Here is a 14,973-nt window from a genome sequence, read left to right on the forward strand (position 1 = left end):
GTGGAACCCGGCGATGGCCTCCTCGAACGCCTTGACCTCGGCGTCGGTGGAGAATCCGTGCCAGAGCTGGATCGTGGCCGCCGGGCGGTCCGCGGCGCCCGGCCCGTGAGGCGGGTCAGTCCGTGGTGAGGGCGTCGAGCAGGTCGCCCACCTTGGCGTCGGGCACGGACCTGGCCACCTCGGCGAGCGCGACGATCCCGACGAGCCGGTGCCCGTCGATGACCGGCAGGCGCCGCACCCGGTGGCCGGCCATCGTCCGCAGGATCTCGCGGGCGTCGTCGTCGGCGCCGATGGTGACGGCCTCGCCCTGGGCCAGCTCGCCCGCCCGGCACTGAGCCGGGTCCTTGCCCGCGGCCAGCACCTTCACCACGATGTCGCGGTCGGTGAGCATGCCCTTGAGCCGGTCGTCGGAGCCGCAGATGGGCAGCGACCCGACGTCCATGCGGGCCATCTTCTCGGCGGCCACCAGCACGGACTCCTCGGCGCTCACGCACTCCGCGTGCGGGGTCATGATCTCTCGTGCGGTCGGCACGATGGTCCTCCTCGTCTCGGGGTCCCGCCCGACTGCCCGCCGCCCGGCGCCTGAAACTGTGTTCTCGGCGGCGGTCCCTAGCGTGGCGGGGCGTCCGGCCCGGGGGCGGGCAGCGGGAGGCGCAGGACGAAGCAGGGGCCCTCCGGGGTGTCCTCGATCTCCAGGTCGCCCTGGTGGGCGCGGGCTATGGCGCGGGAGATGGCCAGGCCGAGCCCGCTGCCCTCGGGGTCGCGCCGGCGTCCCTCCGACAGGCGGACGAAGGGGTCGAACACCCGCTCGCGGTCGTCGGGCGCGACGCCCGCGCCGTCGTCGCGGACCGAGACCACCGCCTGGCCGTCGCGGCGCTCCAGCCGGACCTCGACCACCGTACGGGTGTGCCGCTGGGCGTTGACCAGCAGGTTCGTCAGCACCTCGCCGAGCTGGACGCGGTTGCCGAGCACCTGGAGCTCCTCCTCGACGTGCACGCGGATCAGCAGCCCCGCCCGCCGGCTCGCGACCTCCTCCCGGACCAGCTCGCCGAGCCGCACCGGCTCCCGGTCGTGCGGCGAGGCCGTGCGGACGCGGGCCAGCAGCAACATCTCCTCGATGATCGCCTGGAACCGGTCGGCGGTGGACAGCGCGTCGCTGAGGGCGGCGCGGGCGTCCACGTCGGGGTAGGTCAGCGCCTCCTCCAGCCGGGCGCGCAGGCCGGTCAGCGGGGTGCGCAGCTCGTGGGAGACCATGGAGGAGAAGTTGCGCTGCTGCTCGACCGCCTCCTCCAGGCGGGCCAGCGTCCTGTTGGCGGTGCGCGCGAGCTCGGCGACCGCGTCGCCGCCGGGCGGCTCGGGCACCCGCTTGCTCAGGTCGGTGACGGTGATCTCGGCCATCCTGGCCCGCATCGCCTCGACCGGCCGCAGCGTGCGCCCGATCAGGAACGCCGCGATCCAGGTCAGCAACGCGCTGACGGCCAGGCCCCCGGCGACGATGATCATCTCCAGGCGGTGGGTGGACAGCAGCCGCGGCTCCACCCGGGCGGCGTAGACGACGTGGGGCGCGCCACGCCACAGGAACTGCTCCTCCTGCGGCGAGGGCCGAGTGGCGGTGAACATCAGGCACTCGTCCTCCCGGCAGGCCACGCCGTGCCGGATGCGGTCGTCGGAGGGCGGCCAGAGCGTGCTGATGGGCGGCCTGCCCAGCGCGGCGCGGCTGGCGGCGACCACGCGGCCGCGGGCGTCCACGAGCTGGATGAGGTCGACGTAGGACGTGGTGACCGGGGGCGGGAAGGTGGTGCCCATCGAGCCGATCCACTCGGTGGTGGCCCGCTGGGTGTCGGCGAAGACGTCCTGCCGCACCCTGTCGCGGATCAGCAGGTCGAGGGCGACGCCGATCGCCGTGCAGACGATGAGCGACAACACGGCGGTCGCCAGGATGAGACGCGCCTGGACCGAGAGCCGAAGCGGCCGCAGGGCCCCCACCCCCTCACCGGTCTCGCCCGGGTCCTGCCGCCCACATGCTCTCAACCCGGCTCTCATGGCACGCCCAAGGAGCGGCAATGCCCACGTCGGCGGCGATACGCAGTTCAGCAATTGATCCCGCAATGGCCAGGGATATACACGAATAACCGATTTACCGTGACTTATACCGACCGTTAGGGGCGTCAATACAAATGCCCGGTTTGTTTCATGGCGGTGGCCGCGACTCCTGCTGTACGATCGCCATTCGTGGCAGCGGGGCTTTCCGGTGGCGCCGAATGGTCGGGGGTTCGGGCGATTCGGGCCCGCGTCCGTCCGTGCGCGCGCCGCGATTCTCCCATTGCCCGGCCAGGAACCGCGCCGGCAGTCAGGAGAGAGCATCGTGAAGATCGCACACGCCGCCGCCGCGCTGGCCCTCGTCGCGGGCCTCGCGGCCTGCGGCGGCGGCGCGGCCCCCACCCCCACCAGCGGCTCCGGAAGTTCCGGCGGGCCGGAGAAGACACAGCTCCTCGTCGGCGTGGTGCCGGTGCCGTCGGCGGCGCCGCTGTTCATCGCCGAGAAACGCGGTTTCTTCAAGGCCGAGGGCCTGACGGTCAAGACCGAGATCATCCAGGCCCCTCAGGCGGTCATGCCGAAAATACTCAACGGCAGCATGGACGCGTTCCTGACCTCCTACGTCTCGCTGCTGTCCATCAACGATTCCGGCGCGGCCAAGCTCAAACTGTTCCAGCACAGCCAGGAGTCGGCGCCCGGAATCGCGGGCGTGGTCGTGCCCAAGGGGTCGCCGGTCCGCTCCGCCACCGACCTCAAGGGCAAGACGGTCGCGGTCAACGTGCTCAAGGCGCTGGGCCAGACGGTCACCAACGCCCACCTCCAGCAGGCCGGGCTCGCCCCCGACGACGTCAAGTACGTGGCGATGCCGTTCAACGAGCAGCTCGGCGCGCTGGCCTCGGGCAAGGTCGACGCCGCCTGGCTGGTCGAGCCGTTCCTGACCGCCGCCAGGAAGGCGGGCGGCACGCAGGTGATCGACACCATGTCGGGCCCGACCGCGGGCATCCCGATCGACGGCTGGGGCGTGTCCGAGTCCTGGCTGGCCGCCAACCCCCGCACCGCCGCCGCCTTCCACCGCGCGCTGGCCAAGGCCCAGGGCGTCGCCGCCGCCGACCGCAAGGCGATCGACGCGGTCATCCCGACGTACACGCAGATCGACGCGGCGGGCGCGGCGGCCATGAAGCTCGGCGTCTTCTCGATGGAGCCGCCCCGGGAGGGCTTCCAGAAACTGGCCGACCTGCTCGTCGGCTACGGCTACCTGAAGAGCAGGCCCGACGTCGGCACGCAGATCGCGACCGGCCTGGAATGATCACGCGGGGCGGGCGGCTGGTCCTCGGGGCGGCGGGGGTCGCCGGGGCGCTGGTCCTGACCGAGGCCGCGGGGCGGGCCGGGCTCATCGACCCCGGGGTGCTGCCGTACGCCTCCGACGTCCTGGCCGCCGCGGCCGGGCTGGCGACCGACGGCGCCTTCCACGCGCAGGTGCTGGCCACGCTCGGCGCGTGCGCGGCGGGCCTGCTGATCGCGATCGCGGTGGCGGTGCCGGCCGGGCTGCTGCTCGGCACGGTGCCGGTGGTGGAGCGCTCGGCGCGGCCGCTGGTGGAGTTCCTGCGGCCGATCCCGTCGGTGTCGCTGATCCCGCTGGCCATGTTCCTGTTCCCCGACAGCGCCGACGCCAAGACCTCGCTGATCGTCTACACCTGCTGCTGGCCGCTGCTCGTCAACACCATGTACGGCCTGTCCGACGTCGACCCGCAGGCCAAGGAGACGCTGCGCAGCTTCGGCTTCGGCCCGCTGGCGGTCGTGCTGCGGGTCTCGCTGCCGAGCGCCGCGCCGTTCGTCGCCACCGGCGTGCGCATCTCCGTCGGGGTCACCCTCATCGTCGCCGTCAGCGTGGAGCTCATCGCGGGCGGCGACGGCATCGGCACGTTCCTGCTCCAGGCCGGCAGCGCCAACCACGTCGACCGGGTGCTGGCCGGCACGCTGTGGGCGGGCCTGCTCGGGCTGGCGGCCAACCTGCTGGTCACCTCGGCCGAGCGGCGGCTGTTCCGCTGGCACCACGCCCGCGCGCAGGCCGCCGCGTGACCCGGCCGGGGCCGGGCGGGCCCGGGGCGACCGTCCGGCGGTGGGCGCGCCGCCACTGGCTGTTGCCCGTGGTGGCGGTGTTGTGGGAGCTGGTCGCCCGGCGGGCGGCGGCCGTCTACTTCCCGCCGCCCAGCACGATCCTGGCGCGGCTGCGCGAGATGTGGTTCTCCGGCTCGCCGGGCCGGCTGTTCCTGACCGACGAGGCGGTCGCCGACCTGCTGCCCAGCCTCGGGCGGCTGGTGGCGGGCTGGGCGCTGGCCGCGCTGGCCGGGGTGGCGCTGGGCCTGGCCCTGGGCCGCCTGGAGTGGCTGGCGGCGCTGGCCGAGCCGCTGCTGCACCTCGGCCGCTCGGTGCCGCCCGCGGCGCTGCTGCCGGTGTTCCTGCTGCTGTTCAAGATCGGCACCCCGATGCAGCTCGCCTCGATCGTGTACGGGGTCGTGTGGCCCGTACTGATCAACTCGATGGACGGCGGCCGCCACGTCGACCGCGGCTACCTCGACACCGGCCGGGTCTTCCGCCTGTCGGCGGCCACCCGCCTGTTCCACGTCGTGCTGCCCGCGGCCGCGCCGAAGATCCTGGCCGGTCTGCGGCTCAGCGTGTCGCTGGCGCTGATCATGATGGTGATCTCCGAGCTGTACGGCAGCAGCGAGGGCATCGGCCACCGCCTGCTGGAGGCGCAGAGCCAGTTCGACATCCCGGCCATGTGGGCCGGCATCGTGCTGCTGGGCGTGCTCGGCGTGGCGCTCAACTCGATCTTCCTGGCGGCCGAGCGGAGGCTGCTGCGCCGCTACGCCCGCGCCTGACGCTCAGCCCCGGCCGTGCAGGCGCTCGATGACCTCGCGCTGCCGGGCGACGTGGAAGCCGCGGTCAGGGGCGGTGTCCAGGTCGGCGGGCCGCTCGACGTCGTGCGCGGCGTACTCCTGCGCCCACAGCGCCGTCTTGACCCGGCTGGGCAGGTTCGCCATGCCGGGCCTGCGCCGGACGCGGCGCAGCGCGGCCAGGTCCAGCTCGGCGGCGGCGACCAGCGTCTCCCCCGGCCCGGCCTGGGCCAGCGCGCGGCCCTCATGGTCGATCACCTCCGAGCCGCCGTTGACCGAGTCGCCCGGGATCGCGATGCCGGACAGCCCGGCGGTGTTGGCCGAGACGACGAAGGCCAGGTTCTCCACCGCGCGGGCGCGGCGGGCGACGGCCTTGGGGGTCAGGGCGGGCGAGTACGCCTCGGAGGTCGGGTTGCAGAACACCTCCGCGCCGCGCAGCGCCAGCGCCCTGGCCAGCTCGGGCACCAGGATCTCCTCCGAGGCGAGCGCGGCCAGGTTGCCGATCTCGGTGCGCGCGATCGGCAGCACGCCGTCGAGCCCGTACCGGTCGAGGTACCGCTCCCACACGTCGTACGGCGTGGGCGTGAACAGCGAGTGCAGCCGCCGGTAGCGCAGCACCGCCTCCCCCGCCGGGGAGAGGATCACGCACGCCTGGAAGTACAGGCCGGGGAAGTGCTCGTCGCGCTCGTAGGCGTTGACGCACAGGAACACGTCGTTGTCGGCGGCGATCGCGGCCAGCGCCCGGTACTCGGGCCCGTCCACGTCGAGGGCGGCCTTCTCGCGCCACTCGGCCGGGCCCTGCCCGGCGGGGAAGCCGGTCAGGACGTACTCCGGCAGCACCACCAGCCGCAGGGCGGGGCCGAGCCACGCCTTGCTGCCGCCGACGCGCTCCGCGACGCGCCCGACGGCGGCGGCCAGGTCGGCGCGGTCGGTGACGGCCCTGGCCGCGACCTGGAGCGCCAGGGCGGTGTAGGCGGTCATGTCAGGCGGTCCTGTGCTCGTCGATCAGCGTGCGCCGGACGCACTCGCCGTTCCTGATCCACTGCCAGGTGCGGCTGCGGGAGGCGCCGTCCGGGCTCAGCACGATCAGCTCGAACAGCCGCAGGTCGTCGCCCTCGGCCTTGAAGCGCCAGGTCAGGTAGATCGTGCTGTCGTCGAGCTCCCAGAACTGGCCGGTCAGCCGGTCGGTGTCGAACGCGCACCGGCCGCCGCCCAGGTACGTGCCGGGGAACTCGTGCACCTCGGTGCGGCCGTCGTCCCAGCGGTAGCGGTTGGTCTGGTGGTAGCCGGCGTCGTCGACGATCGCGCAGGTCATCTCGACGTGGTGGCGGTCGATCACGGCGCCGTCCTTGTCGACGTGCACGTACTCGCCGGCCCACTCGCCCTCGTGGCGGGCCAGCAGCGGCATCTCGGCACGCAGTCCCATGCTCTATCCCTCCCTGAGGTGCCACCACGGGTCGGCGGCCCCGGACCGGTTGATCAGGTACGCCCTGCGGCGCAGGAACCGGCCGATCGAGGCGGCGCCCATGCGCGAGCCGCCGAGCCCCGACAGGCCGAAGGAGTTCTTCTCGCCCTCGTGGACGAGCGCGGTCAGCGCGGCGTCGTTGACGCTGACCGCGCCGGCGTTCAGCCGGGCCGCGACGGCCAGCGCCTCCTCCTCGGTGGCGGCGAACACGGCGGCCGACAGCCCGTACGCGCTGTCGTTGGCCAGCGCCACCGCCTCCTCCGCCCCGGACACGGCCATGACCGGCAGCACCGGCCCGAACGTCTCCTCCGTCATGACCAGCATGTCGTGCCCCACCCGCGACAACACGGTGGGGCGGCACCACAGCCCGCCGCCGTGCCGCTCGATCGCGCCGCCCGTGTGGGTCAGCGCGCCCTTGGCGGCGGCGTCGGCCAGGTGGGCCGCGATCACGCCGGCCTGCGCGGGGTCGATGATCGGCCCGATGGGGCCGCCCTCGCAGGTCAGCCGGGTCCGCGCGGCCCGGTCGGCGAGCAGGCCGAGGAAGGCGTCGCAGGCGCCGCGCTCGACGTAGACGCGCTCGACCGACTGGCACGACTGCCCGGCGTTGGCCGTGCCGCCCCACAGGACGGCCTCGGCCGCCCGTTCCAGGTCGGCGCCGGCCAGCACGATCGCCGCGTCCTTGCCGCCCAGCTCCAGGTGGGCGGGGACGAACGCGCGCGCCGCGGCCTCGGCCACCCGGCGGCCCGTCGGCACGCTGCCGGTGAACACGACGGTGTCGACCAGTCCGACGAGCCGTTCGCCGGTCTCGGCGGCCCCCTCGACCAGCCGCAACGGCAGCTCGGCGGGGACCAGCCGCATCAGCGGCTCGATGAAGCGCGGCGTCACCTCGCTCGGCTTGACCAGCACCGCGCAACCGGCCGCCAGCGCGGGCACCGCGTCGATCAGGGCGAGCAGCAGCGGGAAGTTCCAGGGGCTGATCACCCCGGCCAGCTCGTACGGCACCGCGTCGCCGCCCACGACGATCCCCGGCAGCGCGGCCGGCCGTTCTGGCGGGGGCGCGAGCAGGGCGGGGGCCTGGCGCGCCCATCGTTCGGCGAGCCCGGCCGTGAGCTGCCGTTCCAGCCTGGACTCGGCCTCCCGGCCCGTGTCGGCCACCAGCGCGGCCAGCAGCTCGTCGTCGGCCGCCAGCGCCCGGCCGAACGCGGCCAGCACCTCGCCCCGGTCGGCGGCCCGGTCGGGGGCCCGCCAGGCGGGGGCCATCGCGCGCAGCCCGGCCGCGATCTCCGCCAGCCGGTCGGGGCCGACGGGCGCGAGCGGCCGCTCGGCCCGCCCGGTGAGCGGGTTCCTGACGACGTGCCCGGTCGAAGGCGTCACGAGGCCCATTCTGAGCACGTTGACCATCGCGGTGTCCAGCCGTACGCTACCCCGAATGATCTTCGACGCCGGAGAGCTGCTACGGGTGCGCGCGGCGCTGCGCGCGGCCGGCTGCCAGGTGTGGATCGCCGGCGGCTGGGGCGTCGACGCCCTCGTCGGCCGGGCCACCCGCGACCACCTCGACCTCGACCTGTTGCACCGGGCCGAGCAGGAGCCACGCGTCATCGGGGCGCTGGAGGCGCTCGGTTACACCGAGCGGGACGGCGCGGTGCCCGGCCGGCCGGCCCGTTTCGTCATGGCCGACGACCTCGGCCGCGAGCTGGACCTGCACCCGCTCCGCTTCGCCGCGGACGGCTCGGCCGTGCAGGACCTCGACGACCGGGGCGGCGCGCTCTTCTACCCGGCGGCCGCCTTCACCTCGGGCACGGTCGCCGGGCGGCGCGTGCCGTGCCTGTCGGCGGCCCAGCAGCTCGCCTTCCACCAGGGGTACGAGCCGAGGGAGCGCGACCTGCACGACCTGGCGCTGCTGCGCGAGCTGCCCGGGACCACCGGCGGCTGAAGCCGGTCAGCCGGGCCGGTCAGCCCTGGAGCAGCGCCGCGATCGTGGCCAGCAGCGCGATCGGCCCCATGACGGCCACCGTCACCACGGTCGCGCTGCGGCCGGGCAGGAGGCGGGCCAGCACGCGCGCGGCCCTGCGCCGCGCGGGCGCCGCGCCGGGCAGCACGAACAGCCCCAGCGTGAACCCGCCGGCGGCCAGGGCCTCGGCGTGGCTGGTGCTCGATCCGGCCGCCTCCAGCAGGCCGGCCACGCCCAGGCCGACGGCCAGCGACAGCAGCAGGTTGCCCATGGCCACGAGCGCGGCGCGGGCCGGCGTCGGCCGCTCCTCGGACAGGAAGTGGTCGGCGACGCGCAGCGCCAGCGAGAGCGCCACCGCCAGCAGGCCGCCGACGACCGGCGTGACGACGGTGGTGGCCGACAGCGTCACCAGCGCCAGCACGCCGACGAACGCGCTGCTGGTCACGAACCGCCGCAGGTCGAAGGGCTCGGCGGGGGCGGCGGGCGCGGGAGCGGGTCGCGGGCGTTCCCACTGCCGGTCCGCGTGGACGGTGGGGGCGGGCGGCGCCGGCTGCTCGTGGTGGCCGCGCGGCGCGTACTCGACCGGCGGGAGCAGGGCGGAGACGGCGTCCATGGTGAGCGTGCTGGCGCCGGGCCGTTCGGCCATGAGCGGGCGGCCGCCGGGGTCGAGCGCCCCGGCCTGCCGCAGCAGCTCCCGGGCGACGGGCCGGGCCGCCGGGTCGACGCGCAGGGCGCCGGCCAGCCAGCCGCGCAGCCACGCGGGCGCCTCGTCGAGCCGCGCCCGTCCCTCCATGGTGTTGAAGCAGACGGCCTCGAACGACCCGGTGCCGAATGGCGGCAGCCCCGTGGCGGCGAAGAACACCGTCGAGGCCAGCGCGTGCACGTCGGCCGCCGGGGTGACCTGCGAGGCCCGGATGATCTCCGGCGCCAGGTAGCCGGGCGTGCCGACGAACATGCCCGACTGCGTCAGCCGGGCCGCGTCGACCAGGTGGGCGATGCCGAAGTCGATGACCAGCGGCTCGCCGCCGACCAGCATGACGTTGGCCGGTTTGAGGTCGCGGTGGATCACGCCGGCCGCGTGGATGTCGACCAGCGCCTGGCACAGCCCCTGCGCGAGCCTGACCACCGCGCCGGCCTCCAGCGGGCCGTCGGTCAGGACGGCCTGCTCCAGCGTGCGACCGTCGGCGAAGCGCGTCACGACGTAGGGCCGCTGGGCGTCGAACTCGGCGTCGACGACCTCGGCGACGTACCGGCTGCGCACCCGGCGCATGGTCTCCACCTCGCGCACCAGGCGGTCGCGCGCCTTGAGGTCGGCGGCGACGTGCGGATGCAGCACCTTGATCGCGACCTGGCGACCCGCGCCGTCGAGACCGAGGTGGGCGACCCCCATGCCGCCCTCGCCGATCTTCCTGATCACCCGGTAAGGGCCGAGATGCTCCTGCGTCTGAGCACTCATCCTCGACGTCATCCTCCGTGTTCCCCCGTTGTTCCCCGCTGGCCGTGCACCGGCGCGCGGCGAGGAACATTCTCCCGCAGCGCACCCCCCGAGATGCACAGTAAGCGAAGATCGACCGAAGTGCGGCGATATGGAATCAGAGCCAGCCGCGGGCGGCCGCCTCCGCGCCCGCCTGGAAGCGGCTGGTCACGCCGAGGCTCTCCACCACGGCGGCGATCTTGCGGGTGGCCGTCCTGGGGCTGACGCCGAGGTGGCGGCCGATGGCCTCGTCCTTGAGCCCGGCGTTGAGCAGGCGCAGCACGAGCAGGTCCGCCTCCGCCGGGCGTTCCTGCGCCGCCGGCGGCAGCCCGGTCAGCGGCCGGCCGCGCTCCCAGTAGACGTCGAACAGCTCGACCAGCGCGTCCAGCAGCCGCGAGGGGTGCAGCAGGGCGATGTTGTCGTAGACGCCGTCCACCAGCGGGAACAGGCCGATCCTGCGGTCGGCGATGCGCAGCTTGAACGGCAGGTGCGCGACGAACCGGGACCGCTCGCCCTCCTCGGCCAGCCGGATCAGGGTCTCCAGGCGGCCGGGCCGGTCCAGGGACTCGGCGCAGTAGACCACCCGGATGTCCACGCCGCGTGCCAGCAGTTGCCGGGTGCCGTCCAGCTCCGACTCGTTGGTGTCGTGGGAGTCGTCGGGGCGTCCCACGTAGGGAGGGCGGTCGAAGCCGAGCAGTTCCACGCCGACCGTCCGCTGCAGCTCGGTGATCACCCGCTTGACGGCCTCCTCGCCGGCCAGGACCTCTACGACGCCGGCGGGCCCGGAGCCCATCCGGCCGGAGTGGTAGAGCTGGGCGAAGTCCGACACGACCGTCCGGACCGCCGCGAGCCGCGCCTCGGTCTCCAGGCGCCGGCGGTCAACCAGCCACTCGATCGCCGCCTCCGGCGGCACGGCCTCGTACCGGCCGGGTCCGGTGCGGCGCAGCAGCCCGGCGTCGGCCAGGCGGGCCAGCGCGGCGCGCACCCGGGCGGGGCCGGTCCCCAGCTCGGCCGCGGCCCGGGTCGTGGGCAGGCCGGGCCCGCGCAGCAGCAGCCGGTACAGCCGCTCGTCGAAGTCCGACAGGCCCACCGCGCCGAGCACAGAGCCGTCCGCCACAAAACACCTTCCGAAAATGTCGTTTTTGGTCACGTGGCCGAAAATGTCAGCACTATATCTCGACACTGATCTCCACTGGACGCTTGACTCCATGGCGGCCCTCCGGTGATCCTCCCCGGACGGGTGACCAGGCTCGTCCCCCCTTGAGGAGCAATGTCCCGCAACACCCGCGTTCATCGCGCACTGGCACTGGCCGCCGCGCTGGCGGTCACCGCCGCCGTCCCGGCCGTGGCCCGGCCCGCAGCGGCCTCCACAGCGACCGCCGCCCCGCCCGCCGCCCCCTCCCCCTACGTCGTCACCCTGACCGAGTCGCCCCTGGCCACCTACGACGGCGGCGTCACCGGCATCGCGCCCACCAGGGGCGGCAAGGGCAGGAAGGTGGACACCACCAGCCCCCACGCCAGGCGTTACCGCGACCGCCTGACGACCCGGCAGGACGAGGTGGCCCGCAGCGTCGGCGCGTCCGCCACCGCCCACCACGTGGTGGCCTCCAACAGCTTCACCGCCGACCTCACCCCCGCCCAGGCCCTGCGGCTGCACGCCACCCGGGGCGTGCTCTCGGTCACCCCGGACGTCCTGCACAAGGCCCTGGACGACCGGAACTCCACCGACTTCCTGCGCCTGTCCGGCGACCGCGGCCTGTGGGCCGCACTCGGCGGCACGGGCAAGGCGGGCAAGGGCGTGGTCGTCGGCGTCGTCGACACCGGCATCTGGCCGGAGAACCCGTCCTTCGCCGGCCCGGCCCTCGGCACGGAGCCGCCCGCCGACGCCGACCCGTACCGTCCCTATCTCAAGAACGGCGCCACGGTCATGCGGAAGGCCGACGGCTCCACGTTCACCGGCCTCTGCCGGACCGGCGAGCGCTTCACCGCCGACCTGTGCAACGGCAAGCTGGTCAGCGCCCGCTACTTCGGCGAGCAGTGGCTCCGGCAGACCCCGCCGCAGCAGCGCGACGACTTCGCCTCACCGCGCGACGCCCAGGGCCACGGCTCGCACACCGCCGGGACCGCGGCGGGCAACCACGGCGTCCCGGCCGCCGCGAACGGCATCGACTTCGGCACGGTCTCCGGCGTCGCGCCGGGCGCGGCGATCGCCGTCTACAAGGCGCTGTGGCAGGGCAAGGACGGCGGCACGACGGGCGGCTTCAGCTCCGACCTCATCGCGGCCATCGACCAGGCGGTGGCCGACGGCGTGGACGTGATCAACTACTCGATCGGCAGCGCGATGTCGGAATCGGCCGCCGACGACCCGATCCAGCTCGCCTTCCTGGCCGCCGCCCAGGCCGGCGTCTTCGTCGCGACGGCCGGCGGCAACTCCGGCCCCGACGCCTCCACGCTGGACAACACCGCGCCCTGGACGACGACCGTCGCCGCCGGCACGATCGCGCCCCGCCGGGGCGAGGTCCGGCTCGGCGACGGCGCCGCCTACCGGGGCATCAGCACCTCGGTCGTCGCGCCGCTCGGCCCCGTGCCGCTGGTCACCGCCGTGTCGGTGAAGACCGGCCAGGCGGCCGACGCCGACGCCGAGGTGTGCGCGGCCGGCTCGCTCGACCCGGCCGAGGCGGCCGGGAAGATCGTCTACTGCGCGCGCGGGACGACACCCCGCGTGGACAAGTCGGCCGAGGTCAGGCGGGCCGGCGGCGTGGGCATGGTGCTGGGCAACCCGACCCCCCAGTCCACCGACGCCGACCTGCACGCCGTGCCGACCGTGCACGTGGACGCGCCCGACGCGGGGAGGATCGCGGCGTACGCGGCCACGCCGGGCGCGACGGCCACCCTGCTCCCGGCCCCCGCCGACGGCGTGGCCTATCCCGAGGTGACCAGCTTCTCCTCGCGCGGCCCCGCCCTGTCCGCCAAGGGCGACCTGCTCAAGCCGGACGTCACCGCCCCCGGCGCGGCGATCCTGGCCGCCGTGGCGCCGCCGGGCAACGACGGCAAGGACTTCGACTTCTACTCCGGCACCTCGATGGCCACCCCGCACATCGCCGGCCTGGCCGCCCTTTACCTCGGCCGGCATCCCCTGATGTCGCCGATGGCGATCAAGTCGGCCATGATGACCACCGCCTACGACACCAGGACCCCGGACGTCTTCGCCCAGGGCGCCGGGCACGTGGACCCGTCCCGCATGTTCACCCCCGGCCTGGTCTACGACGCCGGGCCGAAGGACTGGTACGGGTTCCTGGAGGGCCTCGGCGTGGCCACCGGTACCGGCGTCGCGCCGCTGGCCGCCTCCGACCTGAACTACCCGACGATCGCGGTGGCCGAGCTCTTCGGCTCGCGCACGGTCACCCGCCGGGTGACGGCGCTCACGCCGGGCGTCTACCACGCCTCGATCGAGGTGCCCGGGTTCAGGGCGAAGGTCAAGCCGTCCACGCTGGTGTTCAAGGAGTTCGGGCAGACCAGGGAGTTCACCGTCACGCTGGAGACCCTGCCCGAGGCCACCGGCGAGACCGCCACCGGCCGGCTCACCTGGAGCGGGGCGGGCACCACCGTGCGCAGCGCGATCGTGGCCACGCCGCTGAGCGCCAGGGCGCCCGCCGAGGTGCGCGGCGCGGGCGCGACCGGCTCGCTCTCCTTCGAGGTGACGCCGGGGCTGAAGAAGTTCCAGGTCACCCCGTACGGGCCGGTCTCGGGAGCCGAGACGCCCGGCACGGTCGGCCAGGACGAGGTGTGGGGTCGCGAGATCCCGGTCACGGTGCCCGACGGCGCCAGGGCCGCCGCGTTCCGCATCAAGGCGGTGAACCCGGAGGCCCAGGTGGGCGGCCTGCTCGTCTACGAGGGCGCCGGCGGGCGCGAGTTCGAGGCATGGGTGTCCAGCCCGGACGGCGACCACCGCGCCGTGCTGTCCCGCCCGCGGGCCGGCAGGCACACCCTGATCGTGCTCAGCCTCGGTGACCTGCCGGGGACGACGTCTACGGCGTTCACCACCCAGGCCGACATCGTGGCGGCGGGCCACGCGCGTGGCGCGCTCACGGTGACGCCGGCCCGCCCGAAGGTGACCGCCGGCACGCCGTTCACGCTGACCGCGTCCTGGACGGGCGCGACGCCGCGCGTCAACACCGGCTACGTCGAGTACCCCAACGGCGCCGGGACGATCGTCACGATCAACTAGCCGCCCGCCACTCCGGCCGCCACGGCAGAACCCGTCCGAACCGGACGAGTTCCCCGTAGTGGCCGGGGTCCACCGGGCCGAGGGCCAGGTCGAGCAGGGGGACGGCGGCCTGCTCCGGTGAAGGGGCGCCGCTGACGTCCCACCACAGGCCGGACGTCGGCGTGTTGATCATCCCCGGGCAGACGGCGGCCAGCAGGATCCCGCGGCGGGCGTCGTCCTCCCGCCGCCGTCCGGCCAGCGCCCGTACCGCGGCGACCTGCCAGACCTTGGACGGGATGTTGACGAACCCCGGCCAGGGCTGGGCGCGGGCGCTGCCGTCCTTGACCGCGTCGCGCCAGGCGGCCACCTGCGCGTCCACCTCCTCCAGGGTGGTCAGCCCGTCGAAGCGGTCGTGCAGGACGGGGGCCAGGTGGTGCAGCGTGCCCAGCGAGCTGCCGACCACCAGGAACCTGCCGCCGTCCCGCACCAGCGGGGCGAAGGCGCGCAGGAGCCGGGTGGTGCCGAAGTTGTTCACATCGGTGTAGGCGTCGATGAGGGCGCGCATGTCGTCGTCCGGGCCGACGCGCATGACGGCGTTGCCGGCGACGACGTCCACGCCGCCGTGCCGCTCACGCAACAGGCCGGCGAGCTCGGCGGCGGCCCGCGGGTCGGCCACGTCGAGCAGCTCGCCGCGGACGCGGGCGCCGGTCGCCGGCATCGCCGCCGCGGCCTCGGCCACGCGGGCGGCGTCGCGCCCGGTGAGGTAGACGGTGTCGTCCGGCGTCATCCGGCGGGCCAGCCCTTCGACGAGGGCCAGCCCGAGCCCCTGCGTCGCGCCGGTCACCAGGGCGACCTTCGGGGTGGTGCTCATTGTCGCTCCTTCGGGAAGTGCTTCTGCGGGCCGGTGCGCGCTCCCGGCACCGGTCAGGTTAGAAGCGGCCG

Annotated in this window: 13 protein-coding genes; 5 read left to right on the top strand and 8 right to left on the bottom strand. The window is 74.5% G+C overall.

All coding sequences use genetic code 11. From position 1 onward, the window contains the following. Positions 1–115: 115 nt before the first annotated feature. Together ABZ459_RS39795 and ABZ459_RS39800 are read right to left on the bottom strand one after the other, a co-directional pair. Positions 116–532, bottom strand: coding sequence for a CBS domain-containing protein (locus ABZ459_RS39795; RefSeq protein WP_357982139.1), 417 nt, complete (start codon positions 530–532; stop codon positions 116–118). Between the two features lie 77 nt (positions 533–609). Further along, positions 610–1,926, bottom strand: a complete 1,317-nt coding sequence (locus tag ABZ459_RS39800; protein WP_357982142.1) for a HAMP domain-containing sensor histidine kinase — start codon at positions 1,924–1,926, stop codon at positions 610–612. A gap of 439 nt (positions 1,927–2,365) precedes the next feature. Here ABZ459_RS39800 and ABZ459_RS39805 point away from each other — a divergent pair, with 439 nt between their 5' ends. The 3 genes from ABZ459_RS39805 to ABZ459_RS39815 are packed head-to-tail and all read left to right on the top strand — an operon-like array spanning position 2,366 to position 4,919. Next, on the top strand, positions 2,366–3,343 hold the full coding sequence (locus ABZ459_RS39805; protein ID WP_357982145.1) for an ABC transporter substrate-binding protein: 978 nt from the start codon (positions 2,366–2,368) through the stop codon (positions 3,341–3,343). Beyond that, the gene (locus ABZ459_RS39810) at positions 3,340–4,116 is read left to right on the top strand and encodes an ABC transporter permease (protein ID WP_357982148.1); all 777 of its coding nucleotides are present in this window, start codon (positions 3,340–3,342) and stop codon (positions 4,114–4,116) included. Before ABZ459_RS39805 ends, ABZ459_RS39810 begins: the two co-directional genes overlap by 4 nt. Then, positions 4,113–4,919 carry an ABC transporter permease subunit gene (locus ABZ459_RS39815; RefSeq protein WP_357982151.1) on the top strand — a complete coding sequence of 269 codons (807 nt, stop codon included), beginning with the start codon at positions 4,113–4,115 and terminating at the stop codon, positions 4,917–4,919. Before ABZ459_RS39810 ends, ABZ459_RS39815 begins: the two co-directional genes overlap by 4 nt. 3 nt (positions 4,920–4,922) lie before the next feature. Here the strand turns inward: ABZ459_RS39815 and ABZ459_RS39820 are convergent, their stop codons facing one another. From ABZ459_RS39820 to ABZ459_RS39830, 3 genes are read right to left on the bottom strand one after another with little or no spacing between them, the layout of a single operon-like run. Next, positions 4,923–5,915, bottom strand: a complete 993-nt coding sequence (locus tag ABZ459_RS39820) for a nitrilase-related carbon-nitrogen hydrolase (RefSeq protein WP_357982154.1) — start codon at positions 5,913–5,915, stop codon at positions 4,923–4,925. Between the two features lies 1 nt (position 5,916). After that, complete coding sequence (locus ABZ459_RS39825) at positions 5,917–6,360, bottom strand: hypothetical protein (protein ID WP_357982157.1); 444 nt, start codon at positions 6,358–6,360, stop codon at positions 5,917–5,919. Positions 6,361–6,363: 3 nt separating this feature from the next. Continuing rightward, positions 6,364–7,773 carry an aldehyde dehydrogenase family protein gene (locus ABZ459_RS39830; RefSeq protein ID WP_357982160.1) on the bottom strand — a complete coding sequence of 470 codons (1,410 nt, stop codon included), beginning with the start codon at positions 7,771–7,773 and terminating at the stop codon, positions 6,364–6,366. A 55-nt stretch (positions 7,774–7,828) separates the two neighbouring features. On the opposite strand from ABZ459_RS39830, the gene ABZ459_RS39835 reads away from it, so the two are divergent. Beyond that, on the top strand, positions 7,829–8,332 hold the full coding sequence (locus ABZ459_RS39835) for a hypothetical protein (protein WP_357982163.1): 504 nt from the start codon (positions 7,829–7,831) through the stop codon (positions 8,330–8,332). A 19-nt stretch (positions 8,333–8,351) separates the two neighbouring features. Here ABZ459_RS39835 and ABZ459_RS39840 read toward each other — a convergent pair whose 3' ends face one another. Continuing rightward, the gene (locus tag ABZ459_RS39840) at positions 8,352–9,806 is read right to left on the bottom strand and encodes a serine/threonine-protein kinase (RefSeq protein WP_357982166.1); all 1,455 of its coding nucleotides are present in this window, start codon (positions 9,804–9,806) and stop codon (positions 8,352–8,354) included. A 136-nt stretch (positions 9,807–9,942) separates the two neighbouring features. Next, a complete protein-coding gene (locus tag ABZ459_RS39845; protein WP_357982169.1) occupies positions 9,943–10,941 on the bottom strand; it encodes a hypothetical protein in 999 nt (332 codons plus the stop codon). Positions 10,942–11,094: 153 nt separating this feature from the next. On the opposite strand from ABZ459_RS39845, the gene ABZ459_RS39850 reads away from it, so the two are divergent. Further along, positions 11,095–14,052: a S8 family serine peptidase gene (locus ABZ459_RS39850; protein ID WP_357982172.1), complete on the top strand. Its 2,958-nt coding sequence runs from the start codon at positions 11,095–11,097 to the stop codon at positions 14,050–14,052. Here ABZ459_RS39850 and ABZ459_RS39855 read toward each other — a convergent pair. After that, a complete protein-coding gene (locus tag ABZ459_RS39855; protein ID WP_357982175.1) occupies positions 14,045–14,902 on the bottom strand; it encodes an SDR family NAD(P)-dependent oxidoreductase in 858 nt (285 codons plus the stop codon). The two genes, ABZ459_RS39850 and ABZ459_RS39855, sit on opposite strands and share 8 nt — an antisense overlap. Positions 14,903–14,973 lie beyond the last annotated feature (71 nt).

It is taken from the genome of Nonomuraea sp. NPDC005692 (genome assembly GCF_040631115.1).
In the GTDB taxonomy this organism is placed as follows: Bacteria; Actinomycetota; Actinomycetes; order Streptosporangiales; family Streptosporangiaceae; genus Nonomuraea.

Bases quoted from the DNA above. Each gene is read 5' to 3' on its own strand.
- ABZ459_RS39810 (WP_357982148.1), top strand. From the start codon at position 3,340: ATGATCACGCGGGGCGGGCGGCTGGTCCTCGGGGCGGCGGGGGTCGCC.
- ABZ459_RS39835 (WP_357982163.1), top strand. From the start codon at position 7,829: ATGATCTTCGACGCCGGAGAGCTGCTACGGGTGCGCGCGGCGCTGCGC.
- ABZ459_RS39855 (WP_357982175.1), bottom strand. From the start codon at position 14,902: ATGAGCACCACCCCGAAGGTCGCCCTGGTGACCGGCGCGACGCAGGGG.
- ABZ459_RS39840 (WP_357982166.1), bottom strand. From the start codon at position 9,806: ATGAGTGCTCAGACGCAGGAGCATCTCGGCCCTTACCGGGTGATCAGG.
- ABZ459_RS39850 (WP_357982172.1), top strand. From the start codon at position 11,095: ATGTCCCGCAACACCCGCGTTCATCGCGCACTGGCACTGGCCGCCGCG.
- ABZ459_RS39825 (WP_357982157.1), bottom strand. From the start codon at position 6,360: ATGGGACTGCGTGCCGAGATGCCGCTGCTGGCCCGCCACGAGGGCGAG.
- ABZ459_RS39820 (WP_357982154.1), bottom strand. From the start codon at position 5,915: ATGACCGCCTACACCGCCCTGGCGCTCCAGGTCGCGGCCAGGGCCGTC.